This window comes from Enterobacter cloacae complex sp. P40C2 (assembly GCF_014930695.1).
Lineage (GTDB): Bacteria > Pseudomonadota > Gammaproteobacteria > Enterobacterales > Enterobacteriaceae > Enterobacter > Enterobacter pasteurii.
Genome location: NZ_JADBRP010000007.1, coordinates 43,950 through 61,141, shown reverse-complemented (window position 1 = coordinate 61,141; position 17,192 = coordinate 43,950). Strand labels below are relative to the sequence as shown.

The following is a 17,192-nucleotide window of genomic DNA, read 5'->3' as shown; positions in this document are numbered from 1 at the left end:
GCGGGGCCAGGCAGTATCAGGCAATGTTCAGATATTTGTGCGTCTGCATCGACAGCCGCCAGTTGCGGGCGATGCAGGTTTCAATGCACAGGCGGGTTGCATCGTCCTTCTGGCTGATCGGCTGTAAAGCGATAACCCGCTGCTTTTCGTCCTTCAGCGTCGCCAGCAGTTCATCCAGCGCTTCGATATCGCGCACGCGACCCACGGGATGCTTAATCTCATCAGCACGCTCCAGCGCCTGAGACAGCACGTCATAGCCGCCGCGCATGTTCACCTTTGGCGACACCGTTACCCAGGTTGTGTGGGAGCAGCGCACTTCATGGGTGCCGCTGGTTTCGATCTGGCAGCTATAGCCGTTTTTCTCGAGCAGGTCGGTTAGCGGCATCAGATCGTGAATGCACGGTTCCCCACCGGTGATCACCACGTGACGCGCCGTCCAGCCCTGGCGACCAATAATGGCAAGCAGATCTTCTGCACTGCCCGCGCCCCACTTATCGCTCTCTTTGGTTTTCGCCAGGATACTAAACAGCGACACTTCCCGATCGGCGAGTTTATCCCACGTATGTTTGGTGTCACACCAGGCACAGCCAACCGGGCATCCCTGCAGGCGAATGAAAATAGCGGGAACGCCGGTAAAGTAACCCTCGCCTTGCAGGGTCTGGAACATCTCGTTAATCGGGTACTGCATAGTCATCTCAGTTAAGGGGATAAACGATAAGTATCGCAGATCCCCGCCGGATGGTCATGCTCCATCGGTGCTTTGCGCGCCTATCGCCGCCATAAAACGCCCGGTAATTTGCTGTGGGCGGGTGATCGCGCCCCCGACAACGACCGTATGCGCTCCAAGCGCCAGGCATCTTGCCGCACGCTCGGGGGTGTCCACGTTGCCTTCGGCAATCACCGGAACCGAAACGGCTGCCAGCACCGCTTTCAGGAACGCGCAGTCATTCTCCGGAAGCGAATGGCCCGCCGTTTCCGCCGTATAGCCGTAAAGCGTGGTCCCGATGCAGTCAAACCCAAGCGCCTGCGCGGTCACGGCCTCCTGCACGGAGGAAATATCTGCCATCAGCAGCAGCGAAGGGTAACGGGCGCGAACCTGCGCAATCAGCGCTTCCAGAGACTCCCCGCCGGGACGCCTGCGGGCGGTGGCATCCAGCGCGATGAGCTCCGGCGCGACCGCCATCAGCTCATCCACCTCCTTCATCGTCGCGGTGATAAACACCTCGCTCCCCGGGTAGTCCCGCTTGATAATGCCGATGACCGGCAGCGAGACCAGCCCTTTGATGGCCTTGATGTCCACCACGCTGTTGGCGCGGATCCCGGCGGCACCGCCCTGCGCAGCCGCCAGCGCCATTCGGGACATAATAAACGGGCTGTGTAAGGGTTCGTTTTCCAGCGCCTGACAGGAGACGACCAGCTTTCCCTTCAGGGTATCCAGTACGGTTTTCATTACGATAAAATCTCTTCCACTTCGTTTTTGATAATTGTGACGTGCGGGCCATAAATGACCTGAACCCCGTTACCGCGCACGATGACGCCGCGAGCGCCGGTTGCCTTCAGTGCCGCTTCATTGACTTTGCTGCCATCCCTTACCGTGACGCGAAGGCGCGTGGCGCAGCAATCAACGTCATCCAGGTTTTCTCTGCCGCCAAGCCCGGCGATCACCGCCGCGGCGCGCTCGCTTTGCGGCAAGGTATTCGCGTCAGCCACCGCCTCCTTTTCACGGCCCGGCGTGGCGAAATCAAAGCGGTTGATCAGATAGCGGAAGGTGAAGTAGTAAAGGAAGAACCACGGCACGCCCACCAGCGGGACGAACATCCAGTTGGTTTTAGCCTCCCCCTGAAGAATGCCGAACAGCACGAAGTCAATGAAGCCGCCGGAGAACGTCTGTCCGATGGTGATGTGCAGCACGTGCGCGAGCATAAATGCCAGTCCGTCAAACAGCGCATGAATGACGTAAAGCACCGGCGCGATAAACAGGAATGAGAACTCGATGGGTTCGGTAATGCCCGTCAGGAAAGAGGTTAACGCCGCTGAAAGCAGCAGCCCCGCTACGCGCTTTTTATTCTCTGGTTTTGCCGTGTGGTACATCGCAAGGCAGGCGCCGAGCAGGCCAAACATCATCGTAATAAAGCGCCCGGACATGAAGCGCGACGTGCCCTCATAGAAGTGCTGCGTGCTCGGGTCGGCGAGCTGGGCGAAGAAGATCCGCTGCGTGCCCTCTACCAGATGACCGTTGACGATTTCACTGCCGCCGAGCGCGGTGGTCCAGAACGGCAAATAAAAGATGTGGTGCAGGCCAAACGGGCCAAGCATGCGCAGGATGAAGCCGTACAGCAGGGTGCCCAGATAGCCGGTGGCATCCACCAGTCCGCCGAGGCCAAAGATCAGCTTCTGGAAATGCGGCCAGACGACGGTCATGAGGGCCCCGACGAGTATCGCCGCCAGCGAGCTGATAATCGGCACAAAGCGCGAGCCGCCAAAGAAGCCCAGAAATTGCGGAAGCGCGATTTTGTTAAACCGATGGTGCAGCGCGCAGGTCACAAGGCCAATCACCACGCCGCCAAACACGCCGGTTTCCAGCGTCTGAATGCCCAGCGTCATCCCCTGCCCCACTGCCCCCGGATTTTCTGAGGCCAGCTTTCCGGTCAGGATCAGCAGGGCGTTGATGGTGGCGTTCATTACCAGAAACGCGAGCAGAGCCGCCAGACCCGCCGTGCCTTTATCATTTTTAGCTAACCCGACGGCAACCCCAACGGCGAACAGCACGGAAAGGTTCGCAAACACAATCGAACCCGCACTGCTCATGATGGTGAAGATGGCCTGAAGCCAGCCAACGTTTAGGAAAGGATAGGCCGTGAGGGTATTGGGATTCGACAGCGCTCCGCCAATTCCCAGTAAAAGCCCCGCAGCCGGCAAAACGGCGATGGGCAACATAAAGGATTTGCCGAAGCGCTGCGCTTTTTCAAACCATCCGCCGGAAGACGCTCCGCTGAACATTTGCATCATTTTTTTCATCCCCTGGTGTAATGATGAAAATTTTTACCATATGAATAAACAAAAGTGAAAATTATCATCAAAAACCAGGAGGCGGATCATACTTTTTCGAAATCACTGGCATCCCTCCCCTGCTTTCCGCCACACTAGTCGGCAGAGAAACGCATTAAGGATCTAGCATGTCAGACCATGAAAACCTGCTGCTGAAGTTACGCCAGGAGGCTTCCGGGTATAGCCCTACGCAACAGAAACTGGGGGAGTTTGTTCTCAGCGATCCTTCCCGTGTGCTGTACCTGACGATCACCGAGCTGGCGCGCGAAAGTCAGACCAGCGAGGCCAGCGTGACGCGCCTGTGCCGGACGCTCGGCTGTAAGGGATATAACGAATTTAAAATGGCGCTGGCGCTGGATATTCAGCAGGGCCAGCCCGCTCGTCAGGCCGGGGATGAAATTGATAACGTAGTGGATGAGTCGGTGCAGGCTCTGCAGGATACGGCCCGGCTGCTCGACAGAGCGCTGCTGGAAAAGGCCGCGCAGGCGCTGCATCAGGCGCGGTCGGTACAGATTTACGGGGTGGCCGCCAGCGCGATCCTTGGGGAGTATCTGCATTACAAGCTGTTGCGGCTGGGCAAACCCGCGCAGCTGTTCAGCGATATGCATCGCGCGGCCATGAATGCGGCAACGCTCTCAGACGAGACGCTGGTGGTCGCTATCTCAAGTTCGGGCTCAACCCGCGATTTACTCCACGTCGTGAAGCTTGCCCGCAAGCGCGGCGTGCAGGTGCTGGCGCTAAGCAATACGCCGCGCAGCCCGCTGGCTTCCCTGAGCGATATGCAGCTGGTTGCGGCAAAACCAGAGGGGCCGCTGAGCGCGGGCGCGCTCAATGCCAAAGTTGGGGTCATGCTGCTGATCGAGCTGCTTACCACCTCCCTTATTGCCATTGACGGCCGTTACGGCGAGGTGAGTCAGCAAACGGCCAGCGCGACGCTGCCGCTTCTGTTGTAGAAAACAAAAAACCCGCCGAAGCGGGTTTTTTTATTGAAACGAAAGCTCAGGCTTATGCCTGACCTTTGATCTCTTTGCGACCGTTGTATGGTGCTTTTTCGCCCAGCGCTTCTTCGATACGAATCAGCTGGTTGTATTTAGCAACGCGGTCAGAACGGCTCATAGAACCAGTTTTGATCTGGCCTGCTGCGGTACCTACAGCCAGGTCAGCGATGGTTGCATCTTCAGTTTCGCCAGAACGGTGAGAGATAACAGCGGTGTAGCCAGCGTCTTTCGCCATTTTGATCGCAGCCAGGGTTTCGGTCAGAGAGCCGATCTGGTTGAATTTGATCAGGATGGAGTTAACGATGCCTTTCTCGATGCCTTCTTTCAGGATCTTGGTGTTGGTTACGAACAGATCGTCACCAACCAACTGGATTTTGTCGCCCAGTACTTTGGTCTGGTATGCGAAACCATCCCAGTCAGACTCGTCCAGACCGTCTTCGATAGAAACGATTGGGTACTGTTTGGTCAGGTCTTCCAGGAAGTGAGTGAACTCTTCGGAGGTGAACGCTTTGTTGCCTTCGCCAGCCAGAACGTATTTACCGTCTTTGTAGAATTCAGATGCTGCGCAGTCCATCGCCAGAGTGATGTCTTTGCCCAGCTCGTAGCCTGCTGCTTTAACCGCTTCAGCGATAACAGCCAGTGCTTCTGCGTTAGAACCCAGGTTTGGCGCGTAGCCACCTTCGTCACCAACGGCAGTGTTCATGCCTTTAGCTTTCAGAACCTTAGCCAGGTTGTGGAACACTTCAGAACCCATACGTACTGCTTCTTTCAGGGTTTTCGCGCCAACTGGCTGAATCATGAATTCCTGAATATCAACGTTGTTGTCTGCGTGCTCACCACCGTTGATGATGTTCATCATTGGTACAGGCATGGAGTATTTGCCTGGGGTGCCGTTCAGTTCAGCGATGTGCTCGAACAGTGGCATACCTTTAGCAGCCGCTGCTGCTTTGGCGTTCGCCAGGGAAACCGCCAGGATTGCGTTCGCACCGAAGTTAGATTTGTTTTCAGTACCGTCCAGATCGATCATGATCTTGTCGATGCCAGCCTGATCTTTGGCATCTTTGCCAACGATAGCCTGAGCAATAGGACCGTTAACAGCGCCAACCGCTTTCAGTACGCCTTTGCCCATGAAACGGGATTTGTCGCCGTCACGCAGTTCCAGCGCTTCGCGGGAACCAGTAGAAGCACCTGATGGAGCAGCTGCCATACCGACGAAACCACCTTCCAGATGAACTTCGGCTTCAACGGTCGGGTTACCACGGGAGTCGATGATTTCACGACCGATGACTTTAACGATTTTGGACATTAGATTTTCCTCAGTACAAGTTAAACTAAAACTCCAGACAAACAACGCGTACCAGGGGTACGCGTTGCCGTTCTAACTTTTTTTACTTCGCCTGGCGCTTCTGGTACTCGCTGGCGGCTTTCACGAAGCCTGCAAACAGCGGATGTCCGTCACGCGGCGTTGAAGTAAATTCCGGGTGGAATTGGCAGGCAACGAACCACGGATGGTTAGGCACCTCGATGATCTCGACTAACTGATCGTCCCCGGAGCGGCCAGCAACACGCAGACCCGCCGCTTCAATTTGTTTCAACAACATGTTGTTGACTTCATAGCGGTGACGATGGCGCTCGGTGATGACCGGCTCGCCGTAAAGCTTGCGAACCACGCTATCGTCGGACAGCTGGCAGGCCTGTGCGCCAAGACGCATGGTGCCACCCAGATCGCTCTTCTCGGTACGGACTTCGACGTTACCGTCTTCGTCGCGCCATTCCGTAATCAGCGCCACTACAGGGTACTTACAGTCTGGCACAAATTCCGTAGAGTTCGCGTTTTCCATTCCCGCTACGTTGCGCGCAAATTCAATCAGCGCAACCTGCATACCCAGGCAGATGCCGAGGTATGGAATATTGTTTTCACGCGCATAGCGTGCAGTGGCGATCTTGCCTTCAACACCACGGTAGCCGAAGCCGCCAGGGATGAGAATAGCGTCCAGATCTTTCAGAATTTCGACGCCGCGCGTTTCAACATCCTGCGAATCAATCAGCTTGATGTTAACGGAGACGCGATTCTTCAGACCACCGTGCTTCAGCGCTTCGATAACTGACTTATAGGCGTCCGGCAGTTCAATGTACTTACCGACCATACCGATAGTCACTTCACCGCCCGGATTGGCTTCTTCGTAAATCACCTGTTCCCATTCAGACAGGTTAGCTTCCGGACAGTTCAAGCTGAATCGTTTACAAATATAATCGTCCAGACCCTGTGATTTCAACAGGCCCGGGATTTTATAAATGGAATCGACATCTTTCATTGAAATAACGGCTTTTTCAGGCACGTTACAGAACAATGCAATTTTCGCACGTTCGTTCGCCGGAATCGCGCGATCGGAACGGCAAACCAGGATGTCAGGCTGAATACCGATAGAAAGCAGCTCTTTAACAGAGTGCTGGGTCGGTTTGGTTTTCACTTCACCCGCTGCCGCCATGTAAGGCACCAGCGTCAGGTGCATGAACAGCGCGTGCTCACGACCAATATCTACCGCCAGCTGACGAATCGCTTCGAGGAACGGCAGGGATTCGATATCCCCAACGGTACCGCCGATTTCAACCAGCACAACGTCATGCCCTTCGCCACCGGCAAGAACACGTTCTTTAATGGCGTTGGTGATGTGGGGGATAACCTGCACGGTTGCGCCCAGGTAGTCACCACGGCGCTCTTTACGCAGAACGTCAGAGTAGATACGGCCAGTCGTAAAGTTGTTACGACGGGTCATTTTGGTACGGATGAAACGCTCGTAGTGGCCAAGATCCAGATCGGTTTCAGCGCCGTCTTCAGTAACGAACACTTCCCCGTGTTGGGTTGGGCTCATGGTGCCAGGATCGACGTTAATATACGGATCCAGTTTCATCATGGTCACATTGAGGCCACGGGCTTCAAGAATGGCTGCGAGGGAGGCTGCGGCAATGCCTTTACCCAGAGAGGATACGACCCCGCCGGTCACAAAAATATAGTTCGTTGTCATGCTGAACCTGAGAAGTTAGGGTGAAACGATGGAATAACCAGGACGGGAAAGTAGTATACCCGAACACGGCGAGCGCCACAAACTTTCATTCTCCGTCTCCTTCCCAGGCCATGACAAACATAAGGAGTGAGAAAATAGCCCCTTTTGGGTAAATGTTTTTGACGCAAATCAAGCGCTTGTCATTTAAAAAATCACACAAATTGCGCTTGATCGCAAAATTCCGTTAGAGATCATGTTCCTGGCGTTTTACTTCCTGCCACACCTCTTCCATTGCATCGAGGTCAATCCCGCTCATTTCGAGGCCGCGCGAGGCCACAATCCGCTCCACTTCACGGAAGCGTCGTTCGAATTTAACGTTCGCTTTTTGCAGCGCGGTTTCCGCTTTTACGCCGAGGTGGCGCGAAAGGTTGACGGTCGCAAACAGCAGATCGCCCATCTCCTCTTCCAGTTTTGCTTCATCCACCACGGCCTGCTGCGCTTCGTGCATCACTTCGTCGATCTCTTCATGCACTTTTTCCAGCACCGGGCCGAGGGAGGTCCAGTCAAACCCTACCGCCGAACAGCGCTTTTGAATTTTATGCGCGCGCATCAGCGCGGGCAGGTTCAGGGGAATATCGTCCAGCGCCGAGTGCTGGGATTTTTCCGCGCGCTCGGCGCTTTTGATCTGCTCCCAGCGCGCCAGCACTTCGGTACTGTTACCAGCGGTGGCATCGCCAAAGATATGCGGGTGACGCCGTTCCAGCTTGTCGCTGATGGCGGCGCAGATATCGTCAAAGTTAAAGCGGCCCTCTTCCTGCGCCATCTGCGCGTAGAACACCACCTGGAACAGCAGATCGCCCAGCTCCCCGCGCAGGTCGTCGAAATCTTCGCGGGAAATCGCGTCCAGCACCTCATAGGTCTCTTCAAGGGTATACGGGGCGATGGTGGCAAAAGTTTGCTCTTTATCCCACGGGCAGCCGTTTTCCGGGTCCCGAAGACGTTTCATGATGCCAAGCAGGCGGTCGATTTGGGTCATAGTTCTGTCCTGATAAAAAAATGCCGGGCGGCGGCCTCGCCTTACCCGGCCTACAGAAACGAAGGATTAACCGCCGTGCAGACGGCGCGCGTCAATCACATCCGGCACCTGGTTCAGCTTGCCGAGCACGCGGCCCAGCACCTGCAGGTTATAGATTTCGATGGTCATATCGATGGTGGCAAGCTGCTCGCGGGTATCGCTGCGGCTGGCTACGCCCAGCACGTTGACCTTCTCGTTGGCGAGAATGGTCGTGATGTCGCGCAGCAGACCGCTGCGGTCGTTGGCAGTGACGCGGACCACCAGCGAGTAGCCGGCAGAGTAGCTCTCCCCCCAGACCGCTTCCACGATACGTTCCGGCGCATGCGACTGCAGTTCGGCAAGCTGATCGCAGTCGGAGCGGTGTATCGAGATCCCGCGCCCCTGAGTGATAAAGCCGACAATATCGTCACCCGGAATCGGCTGGCAGCAGCGGGCGATGTGGTGCATCAGGTTCCCGACCCCTTCGACCACCACGCGGCCATTGTCCTTGCTGCGCTGCTGTGGGGCGTAGGTTTTTTGCTGTAGCTGCTTCAGCGCGGCCGCGTCCTGCTCTGCCGCGCTTGGCTTGTTGAACTGCGCCTGCAGGAAGTTCACCATCTGATTCAGCCGGATATCACCACCGCCAATCGCCGCCAACAGCTCGTCCAGCTCGTTGAAGTTGTAGCGCGGCAGCAGGAATTTCTCCGCCTCTTTCAGGCTGATCCCGATATGCTCCAGCTCGTCGTCCAGGATCTGGCGACCGGCGAGGATATTTTTGTCCCGATCCTGCTTACGGAACCAGGCGTGGATTTTGGAGCGCCCGCGGCTGGTGGTGACATAGCCCAGGTTCGGGTTAAGCCAGTCGCGGCTTGGGTTCGGCTGCTTCTGGGTGATGATTTCAATCTGGTCGCCCATCTGCAGCTGGTAAGTGAACGGGACGATGCGCCCGCCAATTTTCGCGCCGATGCAGCGGTGCCCCACGTCGCTGTGGATGTGGTAAGCAAAATCAAGCGGCGTGGAGCCAGCCGGCAGGTCAACCACGTCCCCTTTCGGAGTAAAGACGTAGACGCGATCGTCGAAGACCTGGCTGCGCACTTCGTCGAGCATTTCGCCAGAGTCGGCCATCTCTTCCTGCCACGCAATCAGCTTACGCAGCCAGGCGATACGATCCTCGTGACCAGAGCGAGCGCCGCCGGAGGTGCCCTCTTTATACTTCCAGTGCGCGGCCACGCCCAGCTCGGCGTCTTCGTGCATCTGCCTGGTACGGATCTGAATTTCCACCGTTTTGCCGCCAGGGCCGAGCACCACGGTATGAATAGACTGGTAGCCGTTCGGTTTCGGGTTAGCGACATAGTCATCAAACTCGTCCGGCAGATGGCGGAAATGGGTGTGTACGATCCCCAGCGCGGCGTAGCAGTCCTGCAAACGTTCCGCCACGATACGCACGGCGCGCACGTCGAACAGCTCGTCAAAGGCGAGATGTTTCTTCTGCATTTTGCGCCAGATGCTGTAGATGTGCTTAGGACGACCATAAACCTCGGCGCGCACATTCTCCTCTTTCATCGCCTGGCGCAGCCCGCCGACAAACTCGTCGATATAGTGCTCGCGGTCGATGCGGCGTTCGTGCAGCAGTTTTGCAATGCGCTTGTATTCCGCCGGATGCAGGTAGCGGAAGCAGTAATCTTCCAGCTCCCACTTCAGCTGGCCGATACCCAGGCGGTTCGCCAGCGGCGCATAGATGTTGGTACACTCTTTGGCGGCCAGAACGCGCTCGTCTTCCGGCGCATCCTTCACTTCGCGCAGGTGGGCAATACGTTCCGCCAGCTTGATAACCACGCAGCGGAAATCATCCACCATCGCCAGCAGCATGCGGCGAACGTTATCGACCTGCTCGGAGGAAACGGAATCCGTTTGTGCGGCCTTCAGCTGGCGGATGGCGGCCATGTCACGTACGCCGTGAATAAGCGCCACGACGGGCTGGCCGACGCTCTCACGCAGCACGTCTTCGGTTACCACGTCGGCGTCCGCAAGCGGGAACAGCAGCGCGGCCTGCAGCGTTTCGATATCCATGTTCAGCATGGATAAAATTTCTACCATCTCCACGCCGCGCCACAGCAGCAGTTCAGCGTCCGGATGTCCCTGCGTAGTCCGTAAACAATAGGCCCAGGTTTCGGTTAAGCGTTCACACGACTGCTGGCTGGAAATCCCCAGACTTGCGATCCATTTTTGAGGGTCAAACTCACCAGCTTTATTTAAATGTGCACTTCTTACCGCAACCATCGTCCTCTCCTTTAGGGACAAGGGCCTGTCGAAGTCGACAAGCCAAACTCATTAGATGTGCTCAAACAACACCATCGATTCCAGATGTCCAGTGTGCGGGAACATGTCCAGCATTGCCAGACGCCGAATCTGGTAACCCCCGCTCAATAATGCTTCACTGTCCCGGGCAAGCGTCGCCGGATTACAGGAAACATAGACCACGCGTTCAGGCGCGAGTTTAATTATATGTTGCATCACGCCCGGCGCACCCGCGCGCGCCGGATCGAGCAGGATCTTATCGAAGCCCTGCTTAGCCCACGGTTGCTGCGTGACATCTTCCTCCAGATTTTGATGAAAGAATGTCACATTTTGCAACCCGTTCTGTTGGGCGTTCTCCTGGCCTTTCGCCACCAGCGCCTCAACGCCCTCCACCCCGACCACGCTCTCTGCTCTGCGGGCCAGCGGCAGGGTGAAGTTCCCCATACCGCAGAACAGATCGAGCACCCGATCGGTTGGCTGTACGTCAAGCCACGCCAGCGCGTTTGCTACCATCTGCTGGTTTACGCCGTCGTTAACCTGGATAAAATCCCGCGGGCTGAACGTTAAGCGTAGCCCGTCTGACGCATACCAGGGGGCTTCTCCCGTTACCTGCTCAAGTATCTCGCTCTGCGGCGCGAGGAAAAGCGCAAGCTCGTGAGAATGCGAAAAGCGTTCCAGTTTTTCGCGATCTTTCTTCGACAGCGGCGCGGTATGGCGCAGCACCATCAGCGGACCGTTGTTTGCCAGCACCAGTTCGACATGGCCCAGCGAACGCACGCCATCCAGCGATGCAAGACAGTGGTGCACGTCCGGAAGCAATGCCTCAAGACGGGGCACCAAAACAGGGCAACGCGTGATATTGACGATATCGCTGGAGCCGGCTTTACGAAAACCCATCTCCAGCCGCCCGGTTTTTGGCTGATAGCTGAGGCTCAGGCGAGCGCGGCGGCGGTAGCCCCACGGCTGGTCAGCAACAACGTCACTGACGTCGTGTTTAAGCAGGCGAGCCAGCGCGCTGCTTTTACTTTTTTGCTGTAATTCTGTGCTGGCATGCTGTTGCTGACAGCCGCCGCAGACGCCAAAATGGGGGCAGCGAGGCGTTACGCGATCCGGGCTATCACCAAGACGGCGCTTGACCTGGCCGCGCGCGTACTGGCGTTTGTCTTCCGTCAGCGTAATTTCTGCTCGTTCACCCGGCAGCAAACCTGTGATAAACAGGGTCTTACCATTGTGACGCGTCACCCCCTGTCCGAAAGGATCGAGGTCCGTGGCTTCAACAGTTATGATCTGACGCGTCGTCACGCGTCGTTTTGCAGAGTAGAATTGCGCCATCGCCGAGATTTTTCTCAAATAAACATAATTAGCCTGATTGTCCCATAACGGAACTCCATGACCAACTACAGCCTGCGCGCGCGCATGATGATTTTGATCCTCGCTCCTACCGTTCTTATCGGTTTGCTGCTGAGCATCTTCTTTGTGGTGCACCGCTATAACGATCTGCAGAGGCAGCTTGAAGATGCCGGTGCCAGCATTATCGAACCGCTGGCCGTCTCCAGCGAGTACGGCATGAACCTGCAAAACCGCGAATCCATTGGTCAGTTAATCAGCGTGCTGCACCGCCGGCATTCAGAGATTGTCCGCGCCATTTCCGTTTACGATGAGCATAACCGGCTGTTCGTGACCTCGAATTTTCATCTCGATCCCACGTCGCTGAAAATCCCGGAAGGTACCCCCTTCCCGCGCCATCTCACGGTTCTTCGGCGCGGCGATATCATGATCCTGCGTACGCCGATCGTCTCGGAAAGCTATTCACCTGATGAATCCGCCCAGTCCGATGCCAAGTCCAGCAACAATATGCTGGGATATGTGGCGCTGGAGCTGGATCTCAAGTCGGTGCGTCTCCAGCAGTACAAAGAAATATTCATTTCCGGCGTGATGATGCTCTTTTGTATCGGTATCGCGCTGATCTTCGGCTGGCGACTGATGCGCGACGTCACGGGACCTATCCGCAACATGGTGAATACCGTTGACCGGATCCGCCGCGGCCAGCTCGACAGCCGCGTAGAAGGCTTTATGCTCGGCGAACTGGATATGCTGAAAAACGGCATCAACTCAATGGCAATGTCGCTGGCGGCCTATCACGAAGAGATGCAGCACAACGTTGACCAGGCCACCTCGGACCTGCGTGAAACGCTGGAGCAGATGGAGATCCAGAACGTGGAGCTGGACCTGGCGAAAAAACGCGCGCAGGAGGCGGCGCGCATTAAGTCTGAGTTCCTGGCGAACATGTCGCACGAGCTGCGTACACCGCTTAACGGGGTGATTGGCTTTACCCGCCTGACGCTCAAAAGCGAGCTGAATCCGACCCAGCGTGACCACCTGCATACCATTGAACGCTCGGCCAATAACCTGCTGACCATTATTAACGACGTGCTGGACTTCTCGAAGCTGGAAGCGGGCAAGCTGATTCTGGAAAGCATCCCGTTCCCGCTGCGCAGCACGCTGGATGACGTGGTCACGCTGCTTGCCCACTCCTCGCACGATAAAGGGCTGGAGCTGACGCTCAATATCAAAAACGACGTGCCGGATAACGTCATTGGCGACCCGCTGCGCCTGCAGCAGGTTATTACCAATCTGGTGGGCAACGCGATTAAGTTCACCGAGAGCGGCAATATTGACATCCTGGTCGAAAAACGGGCGCTCAGTAATAATAAGGTCCAGATAGAAGTGCAGATCCGCGATACCGGTATTGGCATACCGGAGCGCGATCAGTCGCGTCTGTTCCAGGCTTTCCGCCAGGCCGATGCAAGCATTTCCCGTCGCCACGGCGGAACGGGCCTGGGGCTGGTGATCACCCAAAAACTGGTGAAAGAGATGGGGGGCGATATCTCCTTCCACAGCCAGCCTAACCGGGGCTCAACCTTCTGGTTCCATATCAATCTCGATCTTAACCCGAACGTGCAGACCGACGGCCCGGTCACCGACTGCCTGAAAGGGATGCGTCTGGCCTATGTAGAACCTAACGCCGCCGCGGCGCAGTGCACGCTGGACGTGTTGAGCACTACACCGCTGGAGGTGGTCTACAGCCCGACCTTCTCGGCGCTGGCGAGCGACCATTACGATATCCTGCTGATGGGTATTCCGGTGACATTTACAGGCGAGCTGACCATGCAGCAGGAGCGCCTTGCGAAGGCGGCTTCCATGACGGACTACCTGCTGCTGGCTCTGCCGTGTCACGCGCAAATCAACGCCGAAGAGCTGAAAAACGACGGGGCGGCGGCGTGTCTGCTGAAACCGCTCACCGCAACCCGTCTGCTGCCTGCGTTGACCGAGTATTGTCGCCTGACGCATCAGCCCCTTCTGCCGGCGAACGATGAGCACAAGCTCCCGATGACGGTGATGGCAGTAGACGACAACCCGGCAAACCTGAAGCTGATTGGCGTGCTGCTTGAGGATCAGGTTCAGCACGTGGAGCTGTGTACCAACGGTGCCGAAGCCGTTGAACAGGCCAAACAGATGCAGTTCGACCTGATCCTGATGGATATTCAGATGCCGGGAATGGATGGCATCCGCGCCTGTGAGCTGATCCGCCAGCTTCCGCACCAGCAGCAGACGCCGGTGATTGCCGTGACGGCGCACGCGATGGCCGGGCAGAAGGAGAAGCTGCTGGGTGCGGGCATGAACGATTATCTGGCGAAACCGATCGACGAAGAGAAGCTGCACAGCCTGCTGCTGCGCTACAAGCCGGGACATATTGGCGGGACATACACCGTTTCCGCTGAATCGCCGGAGATCGGCGTGAACCAGAATGCCACGTTCGACTGGCAGCTGGCGCTGCGCCAGGCGGCGGGCAAAGCCGACCTGGCAAGGGATATGCTGCAAATGCTGGTAGACTTCCTGCCGGAAATACGGAACAAGGTTGAAGAGCAGCTGGTGGGAGAAAACCCTGACGGGCTGCTGGAAGCCATTCATAAGCTGCACGGTAGCTGCGGCTACAGCGGCGTACCGCGGCTGAAAAATCTCTGCCAGCTGCTTGAGCAGCAGCTACGCGCGGGAACGCCAGAGTCAGAGCTTGAACCGGAGTTCCTGGAGCTGCTGGACGAGATGGACAATGTGACGCGGGAAGCGATGAAGGTGTTAGGGAACTAGCGCTGGTGAGGCCTCAGGGCAAAGGATAAAGGCCGCACCAACAGTCCCCTCGCCCCTTTGGGGAGAGGGTCAGGGTGAGGGGAAACTACATCCCCTGCCCCATTTTCAGTACCGCCGCAATATTTCGTGCGGCCATCTGCACGTTCTGTTGCGCATTTTCCAGCGCATCTTCCAGGGAACAGATGGTGTATATCACACTGAATACGGCATCCAGCCCGTGCTCGTGCACCACGCCAACGTCCGCCGTCAGGCTGCCAGCAATGCCGATAACCGGTTTGTTATAGCGTTTCGCGACTCGCGCCACGCCAACGGGCACCTTGCCGTGGATCGTCTGGCTGTCGATGCGGCCTTCACCGGTGATCACCAGATCGGCGTTCGCAACCTGTTCATCAAGATGCAGCGCATCAGTGACAATCTCAATGCCCTGACGCAGCTGCGCGCCGCAAAATGCATACAGCGCGGCGCCCATTCCGCCCGCCGCGCCGCCGCCCGCGAGGTTTAAGACGTCAATATCCAGATCCCGGGCGATGATCTGTGCGTAATGGGCAAGCGCGTTATCCAGCGCCCCGATCATTTCCGGCGTCGCCCCTTTCTGCGGGCCAAATACCGCTGAGGCGCCGGCTTCACCGATCAGGGGATTGGTCACATCACAGGCCACTTCAATTCGACACGCGGCCAGCCGCTTATCCAGCCCGCCCACGTCAATATGCGTAAGGCGTGCCAGTTCGCCGCCGCCCGGCCCTACCGGCTGCCCGCTGGCATCCAGCAGTTTTACGCCCAGCGCCTGCACCATGCCCGCGCCGCCGTCGTTGGTCGCGCTGCCGCCAATGCCAATAATGATATGCTTAACGCCTGCGTCAAGCGCATGACGGATGAGCTCGCCCGTCCCCCACGAGGTGGTGACCAGCGGGTTACGCCTGGCGGGAGGCACCAGCTCCAGACCGCTCGCCGCCGCCATCTCGATAAACGCGCTTTTACCGTCTCCGGATAAGCCGAAGAACCCCTCGACACGTTCACCCAGGGGGCCGGTGACGGGAACATGGACAATGCGCCCATGAGTGGCTGCCACCATGGCGTCTACCGTCCCTTCGCCACCGTCGGCAACCGGCAATTTGACATAGTCAGCTGACGGGAAAATTTCTCGAAAACCGTCCTCTATCGCTGTCGCCACCTCAAGCGCGCTCAAGCTTTCCTTATACGAGTCCGGAGCGATTACAATTTTCATAAGCCATCCTTACGCATGTTAGTTACGTTAAGCATACACCACGTAAGGGACCGCTTGTGGGAGCGGTCCCAATGCGCTTATCGTACCATGCACGGACGTTTATTGTCGAATGTCCACTCAGGGATCAGGTACTGCATTGCCAGCGCATCGTCACGCGCGCCCAGCCCGTGTTTCTGATACAGCTCATGTGCTTTCATCACCTGATCCATATCCAGCTCAACGCCCAGACCCGGCGTGGAAGGAACCTGCACCATGCCGCCTTTGATTTCAAACGGCCGTTTGGTCAGGCGCTGGTTGCCCTCCTGCCAGATCCAGTGGGTATCAATTGCGGTGATCTTGCCCGGCGCAGCGGCCGCCACGTGGGTGAACATCGCCAGCGAGATGTCGAAGTGGTTGTTGGAGTGCGAACCCCAGGTCAGGCCAAACTCGTGGCACATCTGCGCCACCCGAACCGAGCCCTGCATCGTCCAGAAGTGCGGATCTGCCAGCGGGATATCCACCGACTGCAGGGAGAGCGTATGCCCCATCTGACGCCAGTCGGTCGCGATCATGTTGGTGGCGGTTGGCAGTCCGGTGGCGCGACGGAACTCCGCCATAACCTCACGCCCGGAGTAACCCTGCTCTGCGCCGCACGGATCTTCCGCGTAGGCCAGCACGCCTTTTAGCTGCTTACCTATTTTGATGGCTTCATCAAGGGACCAGGCACCGTTCGGATCCAGCGTCACGCGCGCCTGCGGGAAGCGCTTCGCCAGCGCGGAGATCGCCTCCGCTTCTTCCTCACCGGCCAGCACGCCGCCTTTCAGCTTGAAGTCATTAAAGCCGTATTTTTCATACGCGGCTTCTGCCAGGCGCACCACCGCGTCCGGGGTCATCGCTTCATCGTGGCGTACCCGGTACCAGTCGCATTTTTCGTCCGGCTGGCTCTGGTACGGCAGCGGGGTGAGCTTGCGGTTGCCGATAAAGAACAGGTAACCGAGCATCTCCACTTCATTACGCTGCTGGCCGTCACCCAGCAGGGATGCGACGTTGACGCCCAGATGCTGGCCTAACAGATCCAGCATTGCGGCTTCGATGCCCGTCACCACGTGAATGGTGGTACGCAGGTCAAACGTTTGCAGACCACGACCGCCCGCATCGCGATCGGCAAAGGTGTTACGCACGCTGTTCAGAACGTTTTTGTATTCCCCCAGCGTTTTGCCCACCACCAGCGGAACGGCGTCTTCCAGCGTTTTACGGATCTTCTCCCCGCCCGGGATTTCACCCACACCGGTGTGCCCGGAGTTGTCCTTGATCACCACAATATTGCGGGTGAAGAACGGCGCGTGAGCGCCGCTCAGGTTCATCAACATGCTGTCATGTCCCGCGACGGGGATAATCTGCATGGAGGTGACTACAGGGGTAGAAAAAGTGCTCAT

The 17,192-nt window shown here is 57.2% G+C and carries 12 protein-coding genes; 2 read left to right on the top strand and 10 right to left on the bottom strand.

From position 1 onward, the window contains the following. Positions 1-16: 16 nt before the first annotated feature. The 3 genes from queE to IM304_RS14460 are packed head-to-tail and all read right to left on the bottom strand — an operon-like array spanning position 17 to position 3,009. Positions 17-688, bottom strand: a complete 672-nt coding sequence (gene queE / locus IM304_RS14470; protein ID WP_193356095.1) for a 7-carboxy-7-deazaguanine synthase QueE — start codon at positions 686-688, stop codon at positions 17-19. A 54-nt stretch (positions 689-742) separates the two neighbouring features. Then, complete coding sequence (locus IM304_RS14465; protein ID WP_193356096.1) at positions 743-1,450, bottom strand: N-acetylmannosamine-6-phosphate 2-epimerase; 708 nt, start codon at positions 1,448-1,450, stop codon at positions 743-745. Continuing rightward, a complete protein-coding gene (locus tag IM304_RS14460) occupies positions 1,450-3,009 on the bottom strand; it encodes a maltose/glucose-specific PTS transporter subunit IIC (RefSeq protein ID WP_193356097.1) in 1,560 nt (519 codons plus the stop codon). The genes IM304_RS14465 and IM304_RS14460 overlap by 1 nt, the downstream gene beginning before the upstream one ends. Before the next feature lie 167 nt (positions 3,010-3,176). Here IM304_RS14460 and IM304_RS14455 point away from each other — a divergent pair, with 167 nt between their 5' ends. Next, positions 3,177-4,001, top strand: coding sequence for a MurR/RpiR family transcriptional regulator (locus tag IM304_RS14455; protein ID WP_193356098.1), 825 nt, complete (start codon positions 3,177-3,179; stop codon positions 3,999-4,001). 52 nt (positions 4,002-4,053) lie between these two features. Here IM304_RS14455 and eno read toward each other — a convergent pair whose 3' ends face one another. From eno to rlmD, 5 genes are all read right to left on the bottom strand, one after another. Then, positions 4,054-5,352: a phosphopyruvate hydratase gene (eno, locus tag IM304_RS14450; protein WP_006811784.1), complete on the bottom strand. Its 1,299-nt coding sequence runs from the start codon at positions 5,350-5,352 to the stop codon at positions 4,054-4,056. 82 nt (positions 5,353-5,434) lie between these two features. Next, positions 5,435-7,072, bottom strand: a complete 1,638-nt coding sequence (pyrG, locus tag IM304_RS14445) for a glutamine hydrolyzing CTP synthase (RefSeq protein WP_003862718.1) — start codon at positions 7,070-7,072, stop codon at positions 5,435-5,437. 223 nt (positions 7,073-7,295) lie between these two features. Then, on the bottom strand, positions 7,296-8,087 hold the full coding sequence (mazG, locus tag IM304_RS14440; protein ID WP_193356099.1) for a nucleoside triphosphate pyrophosphohydrolase: 792 nt from the start codon (positions 8,085-8,087) through the stop codon (positions 7,296-7,298). Positions 8,088-8,153: 66 nt separating this feature from the next. Further along, positions 8,154-10,385: a GTP diphosphokinase gene (relA, locus tag IM304_RS14435; protein WP_193356100.1), complete on the bottom strand. Its 2,232-nt coding sequence runs from the start codon at positions 10,383-10,385 to the stop codon at positions 8,154-8,156. A 51-nt stretch (positions 10,386-10,436) separates the two neighbouring features. Continuing rightward, positions 10,437-11,735, bottom strand: a complete 1,299-nt coding sequence (gene rlmD, locus IM304_RS14430) for a 23S rRNA (uracil(1939)-C(5))-methyltransferase RlmD (protein WP_193356101.1) — start codon at positions 11,733-11,735, stop codon at positions 10,437-10,439. Positions 11,736-11,792: 57 nt separating this feature from the next. Between rlmD and barA the strand changes: the two genes are divergently transcribed. Beyond that, entirely contained in the window at positions 11,793-14,552 is a 2,760-nt protein-coding gene (gene barA, locus IM304_RS14425) for a two-component sensor histidine kinase BarA (RefSeq protein WP_148421187.1), read from the top strand. An 85-nt stretch (positions 14,553-14,637) separates the two neighbouring features. On the opposite strand, the gene IM304_RS14420 is transcribed toward barA, so the two are convergent. Next, complete coding sequence (locus IM304_RS14420; RefSeq protein WP_193356102.1) at positions 14,638-15,777, bottom strand: glycerate kinase; 1,140 nt, start codon at positions 15,775-15,777, stop codon at positions 14,638-14,640. A gap of 77 nt (positions 15,778-15,854) precedes the next feature. Continuing rightward, the gene (gene gudD / locus IM304_RS14415) at positions 15,855-17,192 is read right to left on the bottom strand and encodes a glucarate dehydratase (RefSeq protein WP_193356103.1); all 1,338 of its coding nucleotides are present in this window, start codon (positions 17,190-17,192) and stop codon (positions 15,855-15,857) included.

Excerpts from the sequence above, each read along its gene's own strand:
- rlmD (WP_193356101.1), bottom strand. The coding sequence starts at position 11,735 with ATGGCGCAATTCTACTCTGCAAAACGACGCGTGACGACGCGTCAGATC.
- IM304_RS14455 (WP_193356098.1), top strand. The coding sequence starts at position 3,177 with ATGTCAGACCATGAAAACCTGCTGCTGAAGTTACGCCAGGAGGCTTCC.
- pyrG (WP_003862718.1), bottom strand. The coding sequence starts at position 7,072 with ATGACAACGAACTATATTTTTGTGACCGGCGGGGTCGTATCCTCTCTG.
- IM304_RS14465 (WP_193356096.1), bottom strand. The coding sequence starts at position 1,450 with ATGAAAACCGTACTGGATACCCTGAAGGGAAAGCTGGTCGTCTCCTGT.
- gudD (WP_193356103.1), bottom strand. The coding sequence starts at position 17,192 with ATGAGCACTTTTTCTACCCCTGTAGTCACCTCCATGCAGATTATCCCC.
- IM304_RS14420 (WP_193356102.1), bottom strand. The coding sequence starts at position 15,777 with ATGAAAATTGTAATCGCTCCGGACTCGTATAAGGAAAGCTTGAGCGCG.
- relA (WP_193356100.1), bottom strand. The coding sequence starts at position 10,385 with ATGGTTGCGGTAAGAAGTGCACATTTAAATAAAGCTGGTGAGTTTGAC.
- queE (WP_193356095.1), bottom strand. The coding sequence starts at position 688 with ATGCAGTACCCGATTAACGAGATGTTCCAGACCCTGCAAGGCGAGGGT.
- barA (WP_148421187.1), top strand. The coding sequence starts at position 11,793 with ATGACCAACTACAGCCTGCGCGCGCGCATGATGATTTTGATCCTCGCT.
- mazG (WP_193356099.1), bottom strand. The coding sequence starts at position 8,087 with ATGACCCAAATCGACCGCCTGCTTGGCATCATGAAACGTCTTCGGGAC.
- IM304_RS14460 (WP_193356097.1), bottom strand. The coding sequence starts at position 3,009 with ATGATGCAAATGTTCAGCGGAGCGTCTTCCGGCGGATGGTTTGAAAAA.
- eno (WP_006811784.1), bottom strand. The coding sequence starts at position 5,352 with ATGTCCAAAATCGTTAAAGTCATCGGTCGTGAAATCATCGACTCCCGT.